Origin of the sequence: Pseudooceanicola nitratireducens, assembly GCF_900109195.1 — a bacterium.
GTDB classification, from domain to species: Bacteria; Pseudomonadota; Alphaproteobacteria; order Rhodobacterales; family Rhodobacteraceae; genus Pseudooceanicola; species Pseudooceanicola nitratireducens.
Map to the genome: position 1 here is coordinate 669,875 of NZ_FNZG01000002.1, position 18,671 is coordinate 688,545.

Sequence of the window (18,671 nt, forward strand, 5' to 3'; positions counted from 1 at the left end):
GTTCATTGGTTGAGTGATGACCAACACCCCCGATCCCAGGCCGACCCCCGTCGGAGTCTATGACCAGCCCCTGCCAGAGCGTCTGTCAAACGCAGAGAAGATCGCCCTGGGTCTTTCGGTGGTCTGGCTGCTGGGTGCGGGTCTGTTCTTCGTGGTGATGCGCGGTTCCTCGGCCCGCTCGGAAGGGAGCTATGATCCCTTGACCTTCGTCATGGTTATTCTGGCCGTCTTCCTGCCGGTCGCGATGTTCTGGGTGGCGGCGACCGTGGCCCGGACCTCGCGCCAGATCCGCGAGGAAAACCGCCAGCTGCGCGCCGCTATCGACGCGATCCGCGAAAGCCACGCCGCCGACATGGCGCGGGCCGGCGGCGGCGAAGGCAGCATTGCCCGCAAGCTGGATGAAATCGCCGCCGCGCAGCGCAAGACGGAAACCACGCTGGCGACCTTCCATTCGATCCGCGCAACCGAAGCCGCGCGCCCCGATGTGGCACGTGCGGAAACGCCGGGCGACACCCCCGGCCTTCCCGCCGGGGTCGAGGAACAGGTGGATCTGCCCCTTGCTGTCGAGCTCGAGGACAGCCCGCCGCTGCCCCGAGCGACCTTCATCCGCGCGCTGAACTTCCCCGAAACCGCCGAGGACGAAGTGGGCTTTGGCGCGCTGCGCCAGGCGCTGAAGGACCGGCAGTCGGCCAACCTGATCCAGGCGGCTCAGGACGTTCTGACCCTGCTTAGCCAGGACGGCATCTACATGGACGACCTGCGCCCCGACATGGCCCGCCCCGAGGTCTGGCGCCGCTTTGCCAATGGCGAACGCGGCCGCGTGGTCGCGGCGCTTGGCGGGATCCGCGACAGGTCTTCGCTGGCGCTGACGGCCGGGCGGATGCGGCAGGACCCGGTGTTCCGCGACGCGGCGCACCATTTCCTGCGCCGCTTCGACCGCATGTTCGTAGACTTCGAAAAGACCGCGTCGGACCAGGACATCACGGCGCTGTCGGAAACCCGCACCTCGCGCGCCTTCATGCTGCTGGGGCGTGTGGCGGGCGTCTTCAACTGACCGATGTCCCCGCAAGGGGGGCCTGGCCAGGCGGCTAAAGCCCAAGCGTCGCGCTGATGAAATCCGCAATCGCGCCCGTGTCATCCAGATGGAAGACCACCCAGCCCTCGGGGCAGGCCGAGGGCGTGTCGCTGGCGATGGCCAGGATCGTCGGATCCTGATCGGCCAGGAAGGGCTTGCCGGTCTCCGCTCGGTGCGCCTCGATCCGGGGATGGGGGCCGGATTTGTAGCCCTCGACCAGCACCAGGTCGACCGGCGACAGCTTGGGCAACAGCGCCTCGAGCGGCGGTTCGGGATCCTCGCGCAGCTCATGCAACAGGGCCCAACGGTTTTCCGACACGATCAGCACCTCTTGTGCGCCGGCCTCGCGGTGGCGGTGGCTGTCCTTGCCGGGCTTGTCCAGATCGACCCGGTGGTGGGTGTGCTTGACCGTGGACACGCGCAGCCCACGGGCGGTGAATTCCGCCACAAGCCGTTCGGTCAGCCCGGTCTTGCCCGAGTTCTTGTAGCCCGCGATGCCGAAAATTTTCATGTTGTTCCGTCCAGATAGGCCGCGGCCCGGGTCAGGTCCTCGGGCGTGTTCACATTGTAGAAAGGGTCCGGGTCGGTCGCCGGAAAATTGGCGGTACGGGCGTCGATCGCCGTGGTCCAGTCGGTGACGCGGCGGGTGCCGCCGCGGATCGCCCGGTCCAGATCATCGGCCAAAGCGGTCGGCCAGAGCCCGCAGACCGGATGCAGCCGCCCGCCGCTTGCCGCCAGCGCGGCGTGGTGCGCGGGGTCGTCCGCGGCCAGCATCAGCCGGGGGATCAGATCGCCGGGCAAAAAGGGCGCATCGGCCGGCACGGTGATGACAAAGGGCTGATCGCCGAGTTCGCGGGCCCATCTTATCGCGGTCAGGATACCCGCCAGCGGTCCGGGGCGGTCGGGCAGGGTGTCGGGATGACAGGGCAGGTCGATGCCCGCCAGTCCTCCGAGGGTGTTGGTATTCACCGCCACGGCCCCGGCCTGCGGTTCGATCCGGTCGCGCACATGGGCGATCAGCGGGTGACCGGCCAGCGGCAACAGCGCCTTGTCCGTCCCGCCCATCCGGCGCGAGCCCCCGCCAGCCAGGATCATTACCCAGGGCGCAGTCATGCGCGGACTCCGGCGACACGCCGGGAAGCGCGCCAAATCGCGCAGCGGGCAAAAGCGCTTTTGTCTGGGGGGGAAGATTGCATCGGGATGGGGCAGGGCTTAGGGACGTCTGGGTTCACTCTAGGGGCTTGTCGCCATGTCCTCCACCATTTCCAAATGCTTCTGGCGCGGTTTCCGGGATGGGTTGCCGTTTCTCCTCGTCGTGGGGCCGTTTTCGGTTCTCTTCGGGGTGGTCGCGGCCGAGGCCGGGCTGAACGTGATCGAGGCGCTGAGCTTCTCGGTCGTGGTGATCGCGGGCGCGGCGCAGTTCACGGCCGTGCAGCTGCTGCAGGATGATGCCCCGACGGTGATCATCATCCTCTCGGCGCTGGCGATCAACCTGCGCATGGCGATGTATTCCGCCACGCTGACCCCGCATCTGGGCAAGGCCCCGCTGTGGCAGCGTGCCTTCGTGGCCTATTTCCTGGTGGATCAGAGCTTTGCCCTGTCGGCCGCGAAATACGAAAAGGAACGCGGCTGGACCACGGCGCAGAAGATCGCCTATTTCTTCGGGACGGTCACGCCGATCTGTCCGATGTGGTACGTGCTGACCGTGGTCGGTGCGCTGATCGGAAATGCGATCCCGCCCGAATACGCGCTGGACTTTGCGCTGCCCATCACCTTCCTGGCCATGATCGCGCCGATGCTGCGGTCCCTTCCGCACCTGGCGGCGGCGGCGGTGGCTATGACCGCGTCGCTGGTCTTTTCGGGGCTGCCCCTGAACCTGGGCCTTCTGGTAGCCGGCGTACTGGGCATGATGACCGGTGCCCGCGTCGAACTGTGGACCACCGCCAAGCAGAAGGAGGCGCTGGCATGACGGGCATGATCGACCGGACCGAACTTTGGATCGTGATCCTGGCCCTTGGGCTGGGCAGCTTTGGCCTGCGCTTCGTCTTTCTTGGCCTGGTCGGGGACAAGGCGATGCCAGACTGGGTGCTGCGGCATCTGCGGTACACGGCGGTTTCGGTGCTGCCGGCGCTGGTCGCGCCGCTGGTCGTCTGGCCCGGTGCCACCGAAGGAGAGATTGATCCCCCCCGGCTGATCGCCGCGCTTGTGGCGGTGGCCGTGGGGCTGGGAACCGGGCGCACCCTGGCCGCGATCCTTTGCGGCTTTGCGGCGCTTTACGGGATGTTCTGGCTGATCGGCTAGGAGCGGCGGGTCGCTGGACCCGCCTTGCCGCGTATCACGGGGCCAGCCGCCCGACCACGATCAGTCGTTTTCGATGATCGTGGTTTCCTTGGCCGTCACCAGCCGCTTGATCTGGTTTTCCAGGTTGACCGGGTAATAGGTCCGTTCCACCCCTTCGAACCCGGGCAGGGTCTGCAGGATCGACGAGGTGCTTTGCGCGCAATGGGCCGCACCGACCGCGCCGTAGGTTTTCACCTTCTGAAGCGCCATCTGCGCCACCTGCGGCGAAACCGGGATTTCAAGCTTGTTCACCAGGTAGGCGCTGCGCGCGTGCTGGCTGGAGAAGGCGTTTTCGACAGGCGGGGTGAAGCCGTACAGCACGTCGCCGGACCGCACGACGCCCTGGGCCTCGAAGCTGCCGGCGGGGTCGAAAAGGACGCGTTCGTCGGCATTGACGCCAAGCGCGGTATGGCCCCCCGCACCGGTGTTGCGGTTGATCACCGTGTAAAGCGTCAGTGTGGTGGGGCCGGTGTTGGGAACCTTCAGCGCGGCCAGTTCGGCCGGCGGGGCGGTTTCCGGGTTGCGGGCGGTACAGCCCGCAAGAACGGCCACGGCCGCCAGGGCAAGAAACAGGCGTTTCATCGTCGTCTCCTGTCCGGGCGGGCGCGGCCGCCCGATGGGTTTAGCTGTTGAACAGGGCCAGGAAGATCAGCACGCCGATCGAGATGCCGGAAACCCAAGCCGAGGCCTTGATGAAGCCGTCAAAGGTCTTTTCCTGAACTTCGATGTCCATTTCACCGTGCTTGTGGTCGGCCATTGTGCAGATCCCTTATCTTTCACGCCATCTGGCGAATGCTGTTGGTCGCAGGCTGATTAGCGGATTTGCCGGGCCGAGTCACGCGTCCCCGGCGGCCTGCGACGACTTTTCCAGATCCTGTCGTAGCCGGAACCCGATCCGGCGCGGCGGTTCCTGTTCGACAACCTTGGGCATGGCGCGCAGGGTCACCGACAGCTGGGTCACGTGCTGGATCAGCTGGGTCTTCGTGCCGGTGGCGTCCTGACCGTAAAAGGTCACGATGTCGGGGTCGAAAAAGCCCATGCCCTCGATCCGCAGGGTGCCGGTTTCGCCGCCGACAAAGCCCATGGCGACCTCGTGATCCGCGTCCAGGCCTTCCTCGAAGTTCTGGATGTACAGGATCAGCCGTTCATAGGCCCATTCCGCGGGGCTTTTCGCCTTGGCGGGCTTGTCGGTGACATGGTCGGCGCGGTCGCAGTCGTCGTTCCGGTCGGCCTCGGGGAGGGCGTCGTGACGGCGCGGGATGGCGTCGTTCTCGTGGGCTTCGGCCGAGGTTTCGATCTGATCGTTGCTCATCATGTTGCCTGCCAGGTATAGGCCCCGTCCTCGCGCAGGGTCCGCGTGGCGCGGCCGATCTTGTGCAGGTGCTGGAGGTGGGCGTATGCCTCGACCATGGCCAGCCCGTAGATCGCATCGACGATCTCGCGCTTGAACAGGGGAGAGAAGCATTCCACCGCCGTGCGGGGCGTTTCGATATGTTTCGCAAGCCGGTCCAGCGCGGTGTGGTGGTTCGCGATCAGGTCCTGCATGCGGCGGGGCAGCCCGGTAAAGGGCAGCTTGTGCCCGCCGATCACCAGGTGATCTTCGCGGGACAGCGGGGCCAGCCGTTCGCAGGCTTCCAGCCATTCGGCCAGGGGGTCGGCCTCGGGTTCGGCAGGCTGCACGCCGATATTGGGGCTGATCGTGGGCAGGACCTGGTCCCCGGCGATCACCAGGTTGTCGTCACGCGACCACAGGGTGACATGTTCCGGCGCATGGCCGTTGCCCATGTGCACGTCCCAGTCGCGGCCGCCGGCGCGGATCACGTCGCCCTGCTGGATGCGGACGTGGCCCACGGGCACCGGGTGCACGATGTCCGAGAAGTTGAAGGGCCGTTCGGTACGGCGCTTGTCTAGCTTGTCCTTGGGCATCCCGGCGCGGGTCCAGTAGCGGATCGCCGGTTCGGTCGGGTATTTCTCTTCGTCCAGCACCAGCATCCGCGTCAGCAGATACGAGGTGCGCGAGGCCCAGTGTTCCGCCCCGTGGTTCTGCATCAGCCAGCCCAGCATGCCGACGTGGTCGGGGTGGTGATGGGTGATGATGACGCGCGAAATCGGCTTGCCCTTCAGGGGCCCGCCGATGATCGCCTGCCATTCCTCGATCGTGTCGGGGCGATAGGTGCCGGTGTCGACGATGGTCCAGCTGTCGCCGTCGTCCAGCGCGATGACGTTCACCCATTTCAGCGCCATCGGCAGGGTGATCGAGAACCAGAGCACGCCTTCCGCGATTTCGATGGCTTTCCCCGGTTCCGGAGGTTCGGACCAGGGAAAGGCGAGCGGGGCGTGATCCGAGGGGCTCATGCGGTCAGCTCATCCGTGGTCAGCGCATAAAGATCCTCGGCTCCGCAGGTGGCATGGGCCAGGTGGCCTATGTGTTCCGGCAGCAGGCGGGTGATGTAGAACCGAGCCAGGCGGGTGCGCGGGCCATTATCGCCCTCGGCCAGGGCGGCCTTGAGGTGGTAATGCGCGCCCAGCACACGGGCAAAGCCCATCAGATAGGGGACCGCGCCGGCAAAGCGTTCGTTCAGCTCTCCCTGGGCGGTCATCCATTCGGTGGCCTCGCGCAGGGTCTCGGCCGATTGCCAGACCGCTTCGCCCAGGTCGGGCAGCTTGGCGCGGGCTTCCTCGGCGGTGGCCTCGATCTCGTCGATGATGGCATTGGCGGTTTCGCCGCCGTCCATCATCTTGCGCGCGACCATGTCCATCGCCTGGATGCCGTTGGTGCCTTCGTAGATCGCGGTGACGCGGACGTCGCGGGAATATTGCGCCGCACCGGTTTCCTCGATGAAGCCCATGCCGCCGTGGATCTGCACGCCCAGTTCGGACACGCGCATGCCGACCTCGGTGCCGAAGGCCTTGGCGATCGGCGTCAGGAAGGCCGCGCGGGCGGTCCAGGCCTTGTCGCCGGTGGCGGCGGTCATGTCGATGCCCACACCGCAGGCCAAAGCGATGGCGCGGGCGGCAAAGGTGTCGGCCTTCATGGTGGCGACCATGCGGCGCACGTCGGCGTGGTCTAGGATGGTGCCGGTGCCCTCGGGGGTGCCGTCCAGCGGCGTGCGGCCCTGCTTGCGGTCCATGGCATAGGCGATGGCGTGCTGCATCGCGCCTTCGGCAATGCCGATGCCCTGGATGCCGACGCCCAGGCGGGCGTTGTTCATCATGGTGAACATCGCCGCCATGCCCTTGTTTTCCTCACCGACCAGCCAGCCGGTGGCGCGGTCGTATTCCATCACGCAGGTCGGCGATCCGTGGATGCCCAGCTTGTGTTCCAGCGACACGACGCGCAGCGAATTCGCCTCGCCCAGGGAACCGTCTTCGTTCGGGATGTACTTGGGCACCATGAACAGGCTGATGCCCTTGGTGCCCGGGGCCGCATCGGGCAGCCGCGCCAGGACCAGGTGACAGATGTTGCCGCCGAAATCGTGATCCCCCCAGGAGATATAGATCTTCTGCCCCGAGATCGCATAGGTGCCGTCGCCCTGCGGTTCGGCCTTCGAGGTCAGCGCGCCGACGTCGGACCCGGCCTGCGGTTCGGTCAGGTTCATCGTGCCCGACCACTCGCCCGAGATCAGCTTGGGCAGGTAGAGGTCCTTCATCCAGTCGGGCGCATGGTGTTCCAGCGCCTCGATATGGCCCTGGGTCAGCAGCGGGTTCAGGCCAAGCGACATGCACGACGCGGCGAAGAAGTCGTTCACCGCGCAGCTCAGCGTCTGGGGCAGGCCCATGCCGCCGTATTCGGGCGTTGCCGCCAGGCCCAGCCAGCCGCCTTCGGTCATCGCCTTGTAGCCGTCGGCAAACCCCTTGGAGGTGCGCACAACGCCGTTTTCCAGCCGCGCCGGGTCCAGGTCGCCGTTGCGGTTCAGCGGAGCCATGACCTCGTCTGCCAGTTTCGCGACCTCGGTCAGGATGGCATCCACGGTGTCGGGCGTTGCCTCGGCATAGGTGTCCGTGGACGAGACGTCCGAGAAGCCGACGACATGTTCCAGAACGAACTTGTATTCGGAGACGGGCGAACGATAGGGCATGGGATCCTCCTGAACTCTGGTCCGGATGCCTGGCAGGCGCGGCACTGTCGCGTTGCTTGGCAATCGGCACGCCGTCTTCTATGCACGGCTTTAAGTCGAAAGACTAGTGACCGCCCGGTGGAGGACCCGCCGACGCGGCGTCATTTGGGGGCCGAACCGTGACCGAGATACTGGAGCCAAACGCGCAGGGCCTGCGCAGCGCCGCCGCGATTCTGGGCCGGGGCGGGCTGGTCGCCTTGCCGACGGAAACGGTCTATGGGCTGGCGGGCGACGCCACCAATGACAGCGCCGTGGCCGCGATCTACCAGGCCAAGGGACGCCCCAGTTTCAACCCCCTGATCGTGCATGTGGCCGATGCCTCTGTGGCCGAAGGGCTGGTGACGGTGTCGCCCATGGCGCAGCGCCTGGCGGATGCCTTCTGGCCCGGCCCGCTGACGCTTGTGCTGCCGCTGCGTCCGGATGCGGGCGTGTCGCCACTGGTGACGGCGGGGCTGACGACGCTGGCGGTGCGGGTGCCGGAACACCCCGTCGCGCAGGGGCTTCTGCAGGTCTTCGGCGGCGGTTTGGCCGCGCCTTCGGCCAACCCCTCGGGGCGGGTCAGCGCGGTGACGGCGGACCACGTGATGACCGGGCTTGCGGGTCGCATCGACGCGGTTCTGGATGGTGGACCCTGCAGCGTCGGCGTGGAAAGCACCATCGTCGGCTTCGATGGCGACCGCGCCGTGATCCTGCGCGAAGGCGGTGTCCCGGCCGAGGCGCTGGCCGAGGTGCTGGGCCACGATCCCGACCGCCGGAAAGAGGTCGGGGCGATTACGGCACCCGGTCAGCTTGCCTCGCATTACGCGCCGGGCGGTGCCGTGCGGATCAATGCGACCATGGCGCAGCCGGGCGAGGTCTTTGTCGGCTTTGGCCCGATGGAGTGTGATCTGAACCTGTCGGAAACCGGTGATCTGGCCGAGGCGGCGGCGAACCTGTTCCGGCATTTCCACCAGCTGGACGCCGAGGGTGCCGCGCGTATCGCCGTGGCCCCGGTTCCCGAAACGGGGCTGGGCCGGGCGATCAACGACCGGCTGCGCCGGGCCGCCGCCCCGCGCGACAGCTGAACTGGGAAAGCGCTGCTATCAGGCGTGACCGGCGGTCGAGGACAGGGTGAGGATGTCGATATTCTCGTTAACCAGGGCCTTGTCCCACTTGCGCGCATCCTCGGTCCCGAAGACCAGGTCAAAGGGCGCGTCCCCGATCAGCCAGGCGTTCTGGGCGATTTCGCTTTCCAGCTGGCCGGGGCCCCAGCCGCAATAGCCCAGAAGGACCAGCGTCTGCACCGGTCCCTGGCCCAGGGCGATGTCTTCCAGAATATCCAGCGTGCCGGTCAGGGCCAGATCCTCGGTCACGGGCAGGGTGGAGATCGCGCTGGCATAATCCTGCGAATGCAGCACGAAGCCGCGTTCGGTTTCGACGGGCCCGCCGGTGTGGATCGGCAGGTCGCGAAAACCGTCGTTGGTGTCCAGGTCCAGCTGTTCGGTCAGATCGGCCAGGGTGATCCCCTGGCTGGGCTGGTTGATCATCAGCCCCATGGCCCCTTCGTCGGAATGGGCGCAGATCACGATGACCGAGCGTGAGAATCGCGGATCCCCCATGTCGGGCATGGCGATCAGGATCTTTCCGCTAAGGTCGAGGGTCTGTGACACGTCTGCTCCGGGTCTGAAGGGTGGGTCCAAGTGTGGGCGCTTTGTGGCCCGGATTCAACGGGTGTCGTCATGGAAAGCTGTCTCGCCTATTTGTGAGTTGGCTTTGAAGTCGTGACCCGGCAAATCTGGCGATCATGACTTTGCGCCACCTTCTGTCCTCTTGCTGCCTTGCGCTGCTTCCGGTTGTTGCCGGGGGTGTGGCGCAGGCCAATCCCTATGCCGACCACCTTGCCGTGCGGCTTTTGCCGGGCTGGAAACAGGCCGACGGGTCGCATATCGCGGGGCTGGAATTCCAGCTGAGCCAGGGGTGGAAGACCTATTGGCGCGCGCCCGGTGACGCCGGGGTGCCGCCGGTTTTTGACTGGAGCGCATCGCAGAACGTCGCCCGCGTCGACGTGATCTGGCCGACGCCGCATGTCTTCTGGCAGAACGGCATGCGGTCCATCGGCTATAGCGACCGGGTGGTGCTGCCGCTGCGGATCGAACCCTCGGGCTCGGGCGCGGTGCATCTGGACGGCGTGCTTCAGGTCGGCATCTGTTCCGACATCTGCGTGCCGCTGCATGTGGATCTGTCGACGCTGGTGCTTCCGCCGCAGGGGCGGCGCGACCCGGCGATTGCCGCATCTCTGGCGGAACGGCCCTTTTCCGGGGCCGAGGCCGGGGTGCGCGACGTGACCTGCCGGGTGGAACCCAAGGGCCGCAAGATGCGCCTGCGGGCCGAGATCGTGATGCCCGCCGCCGGCGCGGATGAGGTCGTCGTGGTCGAGACCCGCGATCCCAACCTCTGGGTGTCCGAGGCCAAGACCCGCCGCCAGGGCGATCATCTGACCGCCGAGGCTGTGATCATGCCGATGTCGGGTGGTGCGATGATGTTTGACCGCTCGTCCCTGAACCTGACGGTTCTGGGCGGGGGCCAGACCATCGAGATCGAGGGCTGCGCGGCCCGTTAAGCCACGCCCTTTCCCGTATCTTCCAGCCTCAGCCCGCCCGCCGGCGGGCCATCATCAGCGTCAGCGCGCCCAGGGCGTAGACCGCCAGCGCGATCAGCGCCGTGCCCAGCACGAACAGGATCAGGCCCGCGGTCATCGCCGATCCCACGGGGGCCAGCGGGGCGATCATCGCGGGCAGCGCGCCGGTGACGGCGACCCAGCCCAGGGTCAGCGCGAACCAGCCCAGCACCAGCACGGTCGCGGCCTGAAGCGCGCCGCGCAGCTGCGTCGCGCGCCGGGCCCGCAGCCCGCGCCGCCAGGCCCCGACCAGCCGCGAAATGTCGTCCTGCACCGCCAGAAGGGCGGGCACGATCATCAGGACCAGCACCATGCCGAAGCCCAGGCCATAGACCAGGGTGATCACGGTCGGTCGCAGGAACTGTGCCTGGCTGGATTGTTCGTAGAGCAGCGGGGCCAGGCCCAGGACCGTCGTCAGCGTGGTCAGCATCACGGGCCGCAGCCGGTCCGCCGTGCCGTCGATGATCGACGGCACCAGCCCGCGGGTTTCGGAATATTCGTCGATCGTGGTCACCAGCACGATGGAATCGTTGATGATGATCCCGGTCATGCCCAGCAGGCCGACCACGGTGAACATCGACAGCGGTACATCCCACAGATAGTGGCCATAGACCGTCCCGACGAGGCCGAAGGGAATGATCGCCATGACGACCATGGGCCGGGTCCAGCTGGAAAACACCCAGGCCAGGACAAGGTAGATACCGACCATGACCAGGATCGCGCCATTGCGCGCATCGGTCAGGAATTCGTCTTCCTGTTCGCTCAGCCCCGACAGGCGCCATTCGACCTGGTGATCGGCGGCGATGATCGGCAGGATCTCGTCCTGCAGGGCTTCCAGGATTTCCGACGCGCGGGCAGGATCGTCTTCCGAGATGTCGCCGGTGACCGAGATCAGCCGCAGCCCGTTTTCCCGCCGCACGGTGGAAAATCCGGTCTGCCGGTCGACGCGCACGATGTCGGCCAACGGCACATAGCCGCCCGAGGCTGTGCGCATCTGGGTGCGGTCCAGGAAATCGGCCGTCAGCTCTCCCTCGGGCAGTTCGACGCGGATGGTGGCGCTGCGGGGGCCATCGGGATAGGTCGCGGCCTCGATCCCGTTCAGGCGGTTGCGCAGCACGCGGCCCAGGGTGTCGATGGTGAAGCCAAGCGCCTGGCCCTGCGGGGTCAGCTCCAGGATCAGCTCTTCCTTGTCGAAGGCCATGCTGTCCTCGACGGCGGAAACCTCGGGGAAGGGCAGAAGCGCGACCTTCAGCGCCTCGGCCGCCGTTTTCAGCGCGTCGGAACTGGCCCCGTAGAACTGCACGTCCAGCGCATCGCCGCCGGGGCCCGACCGCCAGCCGCGGAAGCTGAGTTCTTCCAGCATCGGATGGCGTTCGACGCGGTCCTGAAGATCGCCCAGGAAGACAAAGCTGGAATAGGGGCGGTCGTCGGCCTCGATCAGTTCGATCGCGATGGACCCCAGCTGATCGGCGTCCTTGGTGTCGGCCCCGGTCAGGGCGCGGCCGGTGTTGCCGCCGATCTCGGCCAGGGCATAGTCGACGGGGTTCTTGCCGTGCTCTTTCTCGTACTCCGCCGCCAGGTCGGTGACGGCCTTCTGCAGCAGGCGCATCTGCGCCAGGGTGTCGTCGCGGCTGGCCCCTTCGGCCATCATGAAGTTGCCGCTGATCGACCCGCGTTCCGGCGCGTTGAAGAACCGCCAGGGCACATCGCCGCTGATCAGCAGCACGGCCTGGCTGGACAGCGCCACGGTGACCAGCGCAAAGACCGGATAGCGGGCCCAGACCACGGCGGCGACGAAGGGGCGGAACAGGGTGTCACGGACCCAGCCGAAGCCCCGGTTCACCTGGCGCGAGGGCCAGTCGTACCAATGTTCGCGGTCGGTGTGTTCCAGCGCATGGGACATGTGGCGCGGCAGGATCAGGAAACATTCCACCAGCGAGGCGATCAGCACCGCGATCACCGTAAAGGGAATGTCCGCGATCATGTCGCCGAAGCGGCCGCCGATGGCCGTCAGGCCAAAGAAGGCGATGACCGTGGTCAGCGTGGCGGAAAACACCGGCATGGCCATGCGGCGGGCGGCATTCTCGGCGGCGATGATGGGCGGTTCGCGCAGCTTGCGGGCGCGGGCGTCGGCGTGTTCTCCCACGACGATGGCGTCATCCACCACGATGCCGGTGGTGATGATCAGCGCAAAAAGCGAGATCATGTTGATCGTCAGCCCGCCCAGATACATCAGCGCAATCGCGGCCAGCATCGACACCGGGATGCCGGCGGCAACCCAGAAGGCGGTGCGCGCGTTCAGGAACAGAAACAGCAGGATCACCACAAGGCCCAGGCCCATCAGCCCGTTGTCCAGCAGGATGTTCAGGCGGCCGGTGATCGCCTCGGCCCTTGTGCGGATCAGGTCGATCGAGGTGCCCTCGGGCAGGGTCTGCACCATCTGGTCGGCGACATCCTGCACCACGCCCTGGATCTTGATCGCATCGCCCTGGTCGGACCGGTCGACCCGCACCGAGATGGCCGGGTTTTCGCCGACGAAATAGCCCCGCAGGCGCGATGCGCCCTCGACCGTGATCGTGGCCACGTCGCCCACGGTCAGGTTGGTGCCATCGGTGTTCGACCGCAGCACGATGCCGGCGATCTGGTCGGCGGATCGCTTTTCGACCCCGGTGCGGACGCGGGCATTGGCCCCGGTGACGTCGCCCGCCGGGCTGGCGTCGACCTCGGCCGCGATGGCGCTGGCGATCTCGGCCATGGTGATGTCATGGGCGATCAGGTTGACTGAGGGCACCTCGACCATGGTCTGCGGCGCGGCGACGCCACGGATGGTGGTGCGGGTGACGCCTTCGGCGAACAGGCGGGTGACGAATTCATCGGCAAAGCGGCCCAGTTGATCCACATCGACGGGGCCGGTGATGACCACGTCGGTGACCCGGTCGCGCCAGCCACCGCGGCGGATCTCGGGGTCGTCGGATTCCTCGGGCAGGGTGCTGATCGCATCGACCGCCGCCTGCACGTCGTCGCTGGCGCGGGACATGTCCCAACCCGGCTCGAACTCCAGGTTGATGCTGGCGCGCCCCTCGGTCGAGGTCGAGGTCGAGCTTTCGACGCCTTCGACCGCCAGCAGCGCGGGTTCCATCAGCTGGACGATGGCGCTGTCGATATCCTCGGCCCCGGCGCCGTCCCAGGCCACGGTGACGGTGATGTCATCGACGATGGTGTCGGGGAAGAACTGCGCCCGCATCTGCGGCACGGCGCTGATGCCAAGCGCCAGCAGAAGCACCAGCAGCAGGTTCGCGGCGGTGCGGTGCCGGGTGAAATAGGACAGGATGCCCTGGGCGGGCGCCGGCGCGGGGATCATCCTAGCCCCCCATCCGGGATTCGATGCGTTCGATCATGGCGGCGGGCACGCGGTCGGCTTCAAGCTGGGTCAGGATCCGGGTCTTGATGTCCGACGGCAGGCGGTCGTTACCGGTGATGAAGGCCTTCAGCTTTTCGCGCCGTTCCGGCGTCAGTTCGACCAGCGCGGGGGCGCTGCCGGCTTCGTCCTGGGGGCCTGTGCGCAGGGGGCGGACCTTGATGCCGCTGCCCAGCAGGGGAGAGCGTTGCGCGACGATCTCGCGCCCCTCGATGTCGGGGGCGCGGACCAGCACGTCATCGCCCTGGCGGCGCATCAGCGTGACCTGCAGCGTTTCCAGGCGGTCATCGGGGGTGATCGCCAGCACGGTTTCCGCCGCATCCAGCGCGGTTGCGGGCAGGCGGGCGACGTTTTCCAGCGGCGGTTCCGTGATCGAGACGGTGACGAAATCGCCGGGTTTCAGGCCCCGCGCGCTGTCGAGGCGGGCATAGATCAGCCGGCCGGTCTGGCCTTCGCCAACGGCGGCGCTGTCACGGGTGATCGTGCCGTCCGCCGTCAGCGCGATGCCCGAGACATCCAGCGTGACGGTCACGGGCGCGGACAGAAGCCGCCCCTGGTCGTTCAACAGCCGCGCATATTGCGAGGTCGAGACACGAAAGGCGACCTCAAGCGCGGTGTCGTCGACCAGCTGCGCCAGCTGTTCATTGGCAGATACCAGCCCGCCCTGAACCGCCGTCGGTCCCGACAGCGTGCCGTCGAATTCGGCGCGGACCACGGTATTGTCCAGCACGCGCTGCGCCTCGCCCTGGGCGATGCGGGCGCGGCTGAGGTCATTGGCGGCGGTTTCGACCCGGGTTTCGGCGGTGGCCAGGGCATTGCGGGCGGACAGGACGGATTGGCGGGCGGCCGCGGCGGCGATTTCGGCCGTCTCCACCGCAGAGGCGCTGCCAACGCCGCGATCCGCCAGATCGACCTGGCGTTCATAGGCGCGCTGGCGCAGGTCGGCCTGTTCCTGGGTGGCGGTCAGCGTGTCGCGGGCGATGGCCACGGCGCGTTCGGCATCGCGGGTCGCGACATCGGCATCGGCCAGGTTGTTGGTGGCGCGGTCCAGGGCGGATTGCGCGTTGGCCGGGTCGATCCGGGCCAGCACTTGGCCCCTGGTGACGCGGGCGCCTTCTTCGAAATCCTCGGCCAGTTCGATCACTGTTCCGGCGGTGGCGGCGCGGATTTCCAGGGTGCGGCGGCTTAAAATTTCACCAAAGGCCGTCATCTCGGGCGTGATCGTTTCCAGCCGGGCGGGCACGGCGTTGACGGAAAAGACCCGTTCCTGGGCGGGCGGCATGCGCGGGGTTTCCGACATCCGCGCCACGACCGCATCCCGGACCGAGGAGACGGCGACCACGATCAGCCCAAGCGTCAGCGCAACAAGGAAAAGCCCCGACAGGCTATGTCTAAGAAATCGCATTCAAATCTTCCGACTGGCAGGCACGGCCCCCTGGCCACGCGGCTGGTAGTCACCCGGCAACGCAGAGGTCACTTAGGGTGTTACGCGGCAGTTTCCCCTTTCCGTCGAAAAAAGGCGAATAAATTTATTTTTTACGGCGCAGGTGTTCGTCGAGCCTTGGCATGATCTCGACAAAGTTGCAGGGCGCGTGGCGGTAGTCGAACTGATGGACAAGGATTTCGTCCCAGGCGTCCTTGCAGGCCCCGGTGCTGCCGGGCAGGGCAAACAGGTAGGTGCCGCCCGCGACGCCCGCCGTGGCGCGGCTTTGCACCGCCGAAGTGCCGATCTTCTGCATCGAGACGATGGTGAAGATCGTGCCGAAGGCGTCGATTTCCTTTTCATAGACGTCGCGATGCGCCTCGACCGTGACATCGCGGCCTGTCAGCCCGGTGCCGCCCGTGGTCAGGATGGCGTCGATCTTCGGGTCGGCGATCCAGTCGCGCAGCTGGGCGCTGATCCGGTCGCGGTCGTCGGTGGTGATGGCGCGGGCGGCCAGACGGTGGCCGGCCGCTTCGATCCGCGCGGCCAGGGTATCGCCCGACCGGTCGTCCGCCGCGGTGCGGGTGTCCGAAACGGTCAGGACGGCGATGCCGATGGGAATGAAGTCCTTGGACATGTTGGCCTCGGTGCTTGGGATCAGGAGGATTTCATCAGCGCCAGGCGCAGCGCCAGCAGGCCGAAGACCCCGGCGCTGGCACGGCCCAGCCAGCGGGCGAAGGTGTCGGACCGGGCCAGCCGGTTGCCCGCGCCACCCGCCATCTGACCGACCAGCCCGTTGATGACAAAGCCGCCCAGCCCCAGCATCACGCCATAGGCCAGGAACTGCGGCAAAACCGGCAGGGCAGGGTCGAGGAACTGCGGGATGAAGGCCAGGATGAACAAGATCACCTTGGGGTTGGTCAGGTTGACGAACAGCCCGTCGCGGAAGGCGTGGCGCGAGGCATCCCGGGGGATCTCGGACCGGGTGGAGCGCAGGGATTTAACGGCCAGCCAAAGAAGATAGGCGACGCCGATCCAGCGGATCACATCCAGAAGCGCGGGATGCGCGGCGATCAGCGCGGCCAGGCCCAGCCCGGCAATCGTCGCATGCACGATCGCCCCAAGCGCGATCCCGCCCGAGGCCGCCCAGGCCGGACGCGGCCCGCGCCGCAGCCCCTGGGCAAAGCAGAACATCATGTCCGCGCCGGGCGTCAGGTTCAGCGCGATACCGGCCGGAAGAAAGGCCATAAGCATCAGGGGATCGAAGGGCAGGGTCATCGTGGGGTCCCTTGGGGCAGGTCAGCCATTCAGCCGTTTAGCCATTGAGCCGGGCGCGAAGCGACAGAAGGTCGGCCCAGGCGTCGCGCTTGGCATGGGGCTGGCGCAGCAGATAGGCGGGGTGCGTCATGGGCAGGGCGGGTTTGCCGAAGGCCTGCGCCCAGGTGCCGCGCAGGCGCAGGATCCCCTGTTTGCCCAGGCCGGCGCGGCAGGCGATATTGCCCATCAGCACGATGAAATCCGGCGCGACCAGTTCGATATGCTTCTGCACAAAGGGCAGCATCATCGCGATTTCTTCCGGCTCGGGGTCACGGTTCTGCGGCGGCCGCCAGGGCAGAACGTTGGTGATATAGACCGCCTTTTCGGGCGTGTCGGCGCTGCGGTCCAGGTCGATGGCCGCCAGCATCCGGTCCAGAAGCTGCCCGGCGCGGCCGACAAAGGGGCGACCTTCGCGGTCCTCGTCACGGCCCGGGGCCTCGCCCAGGATCAGCACGCGGGCGCTGGCATGACCATCGGCAAAGACCAGCGACCTTGCGCCGCGCTTCAGGGTGCAATGATCGAAATCGGCGATGGCGGCCTGCAATTCGTCCAGGGATTTCGCGGTGCTGGCGGCCTCTCGGGCGACCTCGACGGCGTCGACTTCCTTGCGGCGCACGACGTGGTCTTCGGCCTGGCCCTGCGCCTGGGCCTTCCTGGCCTGGGCTTTCTCGGCGGCCTCCTTGGCCACGGCAAAACGGTCGACCGGGGCATCCCCGATCGCCTCGTCCGCGCCAAGGTCCACCTGCCAGTCCAGCAGGGCCAGGGCGCTATGCCATTCCAGAGCCGATTCCATTTGAACAGAGTAAACCTTTGTGCGGGGAGGGGAAACGGGGTGTCGACGTCGCGGATCGTCGGGCCGCGGTGCGGCGAGAAAGCGTAGGAACGATGCGTTTTATGTCTGCCGTGGAAGAGCTTCTGTGGAACGTCGCGCAAACGGATGCCGATCGCCGTGCCGGGGGGCGGCCCGTCGATGCGCGGCGGCCTGCGGCCTTGATTCCGCGCGGGGGCTGGTCATCGACCCGTATCCCATTTAATCACGCATGAAACCGCAGGGAGCGATGGCGATGGACGATCTTTTCAACTCCTTCATGAACGGGCCGGACGAAAAGGGCCGGTTCGGGCAATTCGGCGGGCGCTTCGTTTCGGAAACGCTGATGCCCCTGATCCTCGACCTCGAGGCGGAATATGAAAAGGCCAAGACCGACCCGACCTTCTGGGCCGAGATGGACGATCTGTGGAAGCACTATGTCGGCCGTCCCTCGCCGCTGTATCACGCGTCGCGGCTGACCGAACACCTGGGCGGGGCCAAGATCTATCTCAAGCGGGATGAACTGAACCACACCGGCGCGCACAAGGTGAACAACGTGCTGGGCCAGATCATTCTGGCCCGCCGTATGGGCAAGACCCGGATCATCGCGGAAACCGGCGCCGGCCAGCACGGCGTGGCCACCGCCACCGTCTGCGCCAAGTTCGGTCTGAAATGCGTGGTCTACATGGGCGCGCATGACGTGCAGCGCCAGGCCCCGAACGTCTTCCGCATGCGGCTTCTGGGGGCCGAGGTGGTGCCGGTGACCTCTGGTCGCGGCACGCTGAAGGACGCGATGAACGACGCGCTGCGCGACTGGGTGACCAACGTGCATGAAACCTTCTATTGCATCGGCACCGTCGCGGGGCCTCATCCCTATCCGGCCATGGTGCGCGATTTCCAGTCGATCATCGGCAAGGAAGTGCGCTGGCAGCTGGCGGAACAGGAAGGCGAAGGCCGTCTGCCCGACACCGTGATCGCGGCGATCGGCGGCGGGTCCAACGCCATGGGCTTGTTCTACGAATTCCTCGATGACCCCTCGGTACGGATCATCGGTGTCGAAGCCGGCGGCAAGGGCGTGACCGAGAAGATGGAGCATTGCGCATCGCTGACCGGCGGGCGTCCGGGCGTGCTGCATGGCAACCGGACCTACCTGCTTCAGGACGACGACGGGCAGATCCTGGAGGGGCATTCGATTTCCGCCGGTCTGGACTATCCGGGCATCGGGCCGGAACATTCCTGGCTGCACGACATCGGCCGAGCGGAATATGTTTCGATCACCGATACCGAGGCGCTTGAGGCGTTCCAGCTGTCCTGCTCGACCGAGGGGATCATCCCCGCGCTGGAGCCCAGCCACGCGCTGGCCCATGTGATGAAGATCGCGCCGACCCTGCCCAAGGATCATATCCTGGTCATGAACATGTGCGGTCGCGGTGACAAGGACGTGCAGACCGTCGCCCGTTACCTGGGCTTCGACATGTCCGATACCGAGGGCCGCGTGGCCGATTGATCCGGCTCT

General features: G+C 66.7%; 19 protein-coding genes. 6 read left to right on the plus strand and 13 right to left on the minus strand.

Annotated features, from left to right (window positions below; genetic code table 11):
• Positions 1-16: 16 nt before the first annotated feature.
• Positions 17-1,054, plus strand: a complete 1,038-nt coding sequence (locus BMX99_RS09175) for a hypothetical protein (RefSeq protein ID WP_093450386.1) — start codon at positions 17-19, stop codon at positions 1,052-1,054.
• 34 nt (positions 1,055-1,088) lie between these two features.
• On the opposite strand, the gene mobB is transcribed toward BMX99_RS09175, so the two are convergent.
• Both mobB and mobA read right to left on the minus strand, forming a co-directional pair.
• Entirely contained in the window at positions 1,089-1,586 is a 498-nt protein-coding gene (gene mobB, locus BMX99_RS09180) for a molybdopterin-guanine dinucleotide biosynthesis protein B (protein WP_093450389.1), read from the minus strand.
• Entirely contained in the window at positions 1,583-2,188 is a 606-nt protein-coding gene (gene mobA / locus BMX99_RS09185) for a molybdenum cofactor guanylyltransferase MobA (protein ID WP_093450393.1), read from the minus strand. The genes mobB and mobA overlap by 4 nt, the downstream gene beginning before the upstream one ends.
• 136 nt (positions 2,189-2,324) lie before the next feature.
• On the opposite strand from mobA, the gene BMX99_RS09190 reads away from it, so the two are divergent.
• Both BMX99_RS09190 and BMX99_RS09195 read left to right on the plus strand, forming a co-directional pair.
• Entirely contained in the window at positions 2,325-3,044 is a 720-nt protein-coding gene (locus BMX99_RS09190; protein WP_093450396.1) for an AzlC family ABC transporter permease, read from the plus strand.
• 5 nt (positions 3,045-3,049) lie between these two features.
• Positions 3,050-3,376, plus strand: a complete 327-nt coding sequence (locus BMX99_RS09195; RefSeq protein WP_093451280.1) for an AzlD domain-containing protein — start codon at positions 3,050-3,052, stop codon at positions 3,374-3,376.
• 60 nt (positions 3,377-3,436) lie between these two features.
• Here the strand turns inward: BMX99_RS09195 and BMX99_RS09200 are convergent, their stop codons facing one another.
• The 5 genes from BMX99_RS09200 to BMX99_RS09220 all read right to left on the minus strand — a co-directional run bounded on the left by BMX99_RS09200 (position 3,437) and on the right by BMX99_RS09220 (position 7,494).
• The gene (locus BMX99_RS09200) at positions 3,437-3,997 is read right to left on the minus strand and encodes a hypothetical protein (RefSeq protein WP_093450399.1); all 561 of its coding nucleotides are present in this window, start codon (positions 3,995-3,997) and stop codon (positions 3,437-3,439) included.
• Between the two features lie 40 nt (positions 3,998-4,037).
• Entirely contained in the window at positions 4,038-4,172 is a 135-nt protein-coding gene (locus BMX99_RS09205) for an aa3-type cytochrome c oxidase subunit IV (protein WP_093450402.1), read from the minus strand.
• Between the two features lie 78 nt (positions 4,173-4,250).
• Positions 4,251-4,727 (minus strand): DUF6173 family protein, encoded by a 477-nt coding sequence (locus BMX99_RS09210; protein WP_093450406.1) that lies wholly within the window; start codon positions 4,725-4,727, stop codon positions 4,251-4,253.
• A complete protein-coding gene (locus BMX99_RS09215; RefSeq protein ID WP_093450409.1) occupies positions 4,727-5,770 on the minus strand; it encodes an MBL fold metallo-hydrolase in 1,044 nt (347 codons plus the stop codon). Before BMX99_RS09215 ends, BMX99_RS09210 begins: the two co-directional genes overlap by 1 nt.
• A complete protein-coding gene (locus BMX99_RS09220; RefSeq protein WP_093450412.1) occupies positions 5,767-7,494 on the minus strand; it encodes an acyl-CoA dehydrogenase in 1,728 nt (575 codons plus the stop codon). The genes BMX99_RS09215 and BMX99_RS09220 overlap by 4 nt, the downstream gene beginning before the upstream one ends.
• A gap of 158 nt (positions 7,495-7,652) precedes the next feature.
• Here BMX99_RS09220 and BMX99_RS09225 point away from each other — a divergent pair, with 158 nt between their 5' ends.
• Entirely contained in the window at positions 7,653-8,597 is a 945-nt protein-coding gene (locus tag BMX99_RS09225; RefSeq protein ID WP_093450415.1) for an L-threonylcarbamoyladenylate synthase, read from the plus strand.
• A gap of 18 nt (positions 8,598-8,615) precedes the next feature.
• On the opposite strand, the gene BMX99_RS09230 is transcribed toward BMX99_RS09225, so the two are convergent.
• Entirely contained in the window at positions 8,616-9,182 is a 567-nt protein-coding gene (locus BMX99_RS09230) for a YqgE/AlgH family protein (protein WP_093450417.1), read from the minus strand.
• 134 nt (positions 9,183-9,316) lie between these two features.
• Here BMX99_RS09230 and BMX99_RS09235 point away from each other — a divergent pair, with 134 nt between their 5' ends.
• On the plus strand, positions 9,317-10,132 hold the full coding sequence (locus BMX99_RS09235; protein ID WP_093450420.1) for a protein-disulfide reductase DsbD domain-containing protein: 816 nt from the start codon (positions 9,317-9,319) through the stop codon (positions 10,130-10,132).
• A 28-nt stretch (positions 10,133-10,160) separates the two neighbouring features.
• Here the strand turns inward: BMX99_RS09235 and BMX99_RS09240 are convergent, their stop codons facing one another.
• From BMX99_RS09240 to BMX99_RS09260, 5 genes are all read right to left on the minus strand, one after another.
• Positions 10,161-13,550, minus strand: coding sequence for an efflux RND transporter permease subunit (locus BMX99_RS09240; protein ID WP_093450423.1), 3,390 nt, complete (start codon positions 13,548-13,550; stop codon positions 10,161-10,163).
• A gap of 1 nt (position 13,551) precedes the next feature.
• Positions 13,552-15,012 carry an efflux RND transporter periplasmic adaptor subunit gene (locus BMX99_RS09245; RefSeq protein ID WP_093450426.1) on the minus strand — a complete coding sequence of 487 codons (1,461 nt, stop codon included), beginning with the start codon at positions 15,010-15,012 and terminating at the stop codon, positions 13,552-13,554.
• 124 nt (positions 15,013-15,136) lie between these two features.
• Positions 15,137-15,667, minus strand: a complete 531-nt coding sequence (gene moaB / locus BMX99_RS09250) for a molybdenum cofactor biosynthesis protein B (RefSeq protein ID WP_093450428.1) — start codon at positions 15,665-15,667, stop codon at positions 15,137-15,139.
• 20 nt (positions 15,668-15,687) lie between these two features.
• A complete protein-coding gene (locus BMX99_RS09255) occupies positions 15,688-16,308 on the minus strand; it encodes a LysE family translocator (protein WP_170848695.1) in 621 nt (206 codons plus the stop codon).
• Between the two features lie 37 nt (positions 16,309-16,345).
• A complete protein-coding gene (locus BMX99_RS09260) occupies positions 16,346-17,140 on the minus strand; it encodes a uracil-DNA glycosylase (RefSeq protein WP_093450430.1) in 795 nt (264 codons plus the stop codon).
• A 271-nt stretch (positions 17,141-17,411) separates the two neighbouring features.
• On the opposite strand from BMX99_RS09260, the gene trpB reads away from it, so the two are divergent.
• Positions 17,412-18,662, plus strand: coding sequence for a tryptophan synthase subunit beta (gene trpB, locus BMX99_RS09265; protein WP_093451284.1), 1,251 nt, complete (start codon positions 17,412-17,414; stop codon positions 18,660-18,662).
• Positions 18,663-18,671: the final 9 nt, after the last annotated feature.

What these genes read in the sequence shown, in the direction of transcription:
- BMX99_RS09175 (WP_093450386.1), top strand. Translation starts at nt 17, where the DNA reads ATGACCAACACCCCCGATCCCAGGCCGACCCCCGTCGGAGTCTATGAC.
- mobB (WP_093450389.1), bottom strand. Translation starts at nt 1,586, where the DNA reads ATGAAAATTTTCGGCATCGCGGGCTACAAGAACTCGGGCAAGACCGGG.
- mobA (WP_093450393.1), bottom strand. Translation starts at nt 2,188, where the DNA reads ATGACTGCGCCCTGGGTAATGATCCTGGCTGGCGGGGGCTCGCGCCGG.
- BMX99_RS09190 (WP_093450396.1), top strand. Translation starts at nt 2,325, where the DNA reads ATGTCCTCCACCATTTCCAAATGCTTCTGGCGCGGTTTCCGGGATGGG.
- BMX99_RS09195 (WP_093451280.1), top strand. Translation starts at nt 3,050, where the DNA reads ATGATCGACCGGACCGAACTTTGGATCGTGATCCTGGCCCTTGGGCTG.
- BMX99_RS09200 (WP_093450399.1), bottom strand. Translation starts at nt 3,997, where the DNA reads ATGAAACGCCTGTTTCTTGCCCTGGCGGCCGTGGCCGTTCTTGCGGGC.
- BMX99_RS09205 (WP_093450402.1), bottom strand. Translation starts at nt 4,172, where the DNA reads ATGGCCGACCACAAGCACGGTGAAATGGACATCGAAGTTCAGGAAAAG.
- BMX99_RS09210 (WP_093450406.1), bottom strand. Translation starts at nt 4,727, where the DNA reads ATGAGCAACGATCAGATCGAAACCTCGGCCGAAGCCCACGAGAACGAC.
- BMX99_RS09215 (WP_093450409.1), bottom strand. Translation starts at nt 5,770, where the DNA reads ATGAGCCCCTCGGATCACGCCCCGCTCGCCTTTCCCTGGTCCGAACCT.
- BMX99_RS09220 (WP_093450412.1), bottom strand. Translation starts at nt 7,494, where the DNA reads ATGCCCTATCGTTCGCCCGTCTCCGAATACAAGTTCGTTCTGGAACAT.
- BMX99_RS09235 (WP_093450420.1), top strand. Translation starts at nt 9,317, where the DNA reads ATGACTTTGCGCCACCTTCTGTCCTCTTGCTGCCTTGCGCTGCTTCCG.
- BMX99_RS09240 (WP_093450423.1), bottom strand. Translation starts at nt 13,550, where the DNA reads ATGATCCCCGCGCCGGCGCCCGCCCAGGGCATCCTGTCCTATTTCACC.
- BMX99_RS09245 (WP_093450426.1), bottom strand. Translation starts at nt 15,012, where the DNA reads ATGCGATTTCTTAGACATAGCCTGTCGGGGCTTTTCCTTGTTGCGCTG.
- moaB (WP_093450428.1), bottom strand. Translation starts at nt 15,667, where the DNA reads ATGTCCAAGGACTTCATTCCCATCGGCATCGCCGTCCTGACCGTTTCG.
- BMX99_RS09255 (WP_170848695.1), bottom strand. Translation starts at nt 16,308, where the DNA reads ATGACCCTGCCCTTCGATCCCCTGATGCTTATGGCCTTTCTTCCGGCC.
- BMX99_RS09260 (WP_093450430.1), bottom strand. Translation starts at nt 17,140, where the DNA reads ATGGAATCGGCTCTGGAATGGCATAGCGCCCTGGCCCTGCTGGACTGG.
- trpB (WP_093451284.1), top strand. Translation starts at nt 17,412, where the DNA reads ATGGACGATCTTTTCAACTCCTTCATGAACGGGCCGGACGAAAAGGGC.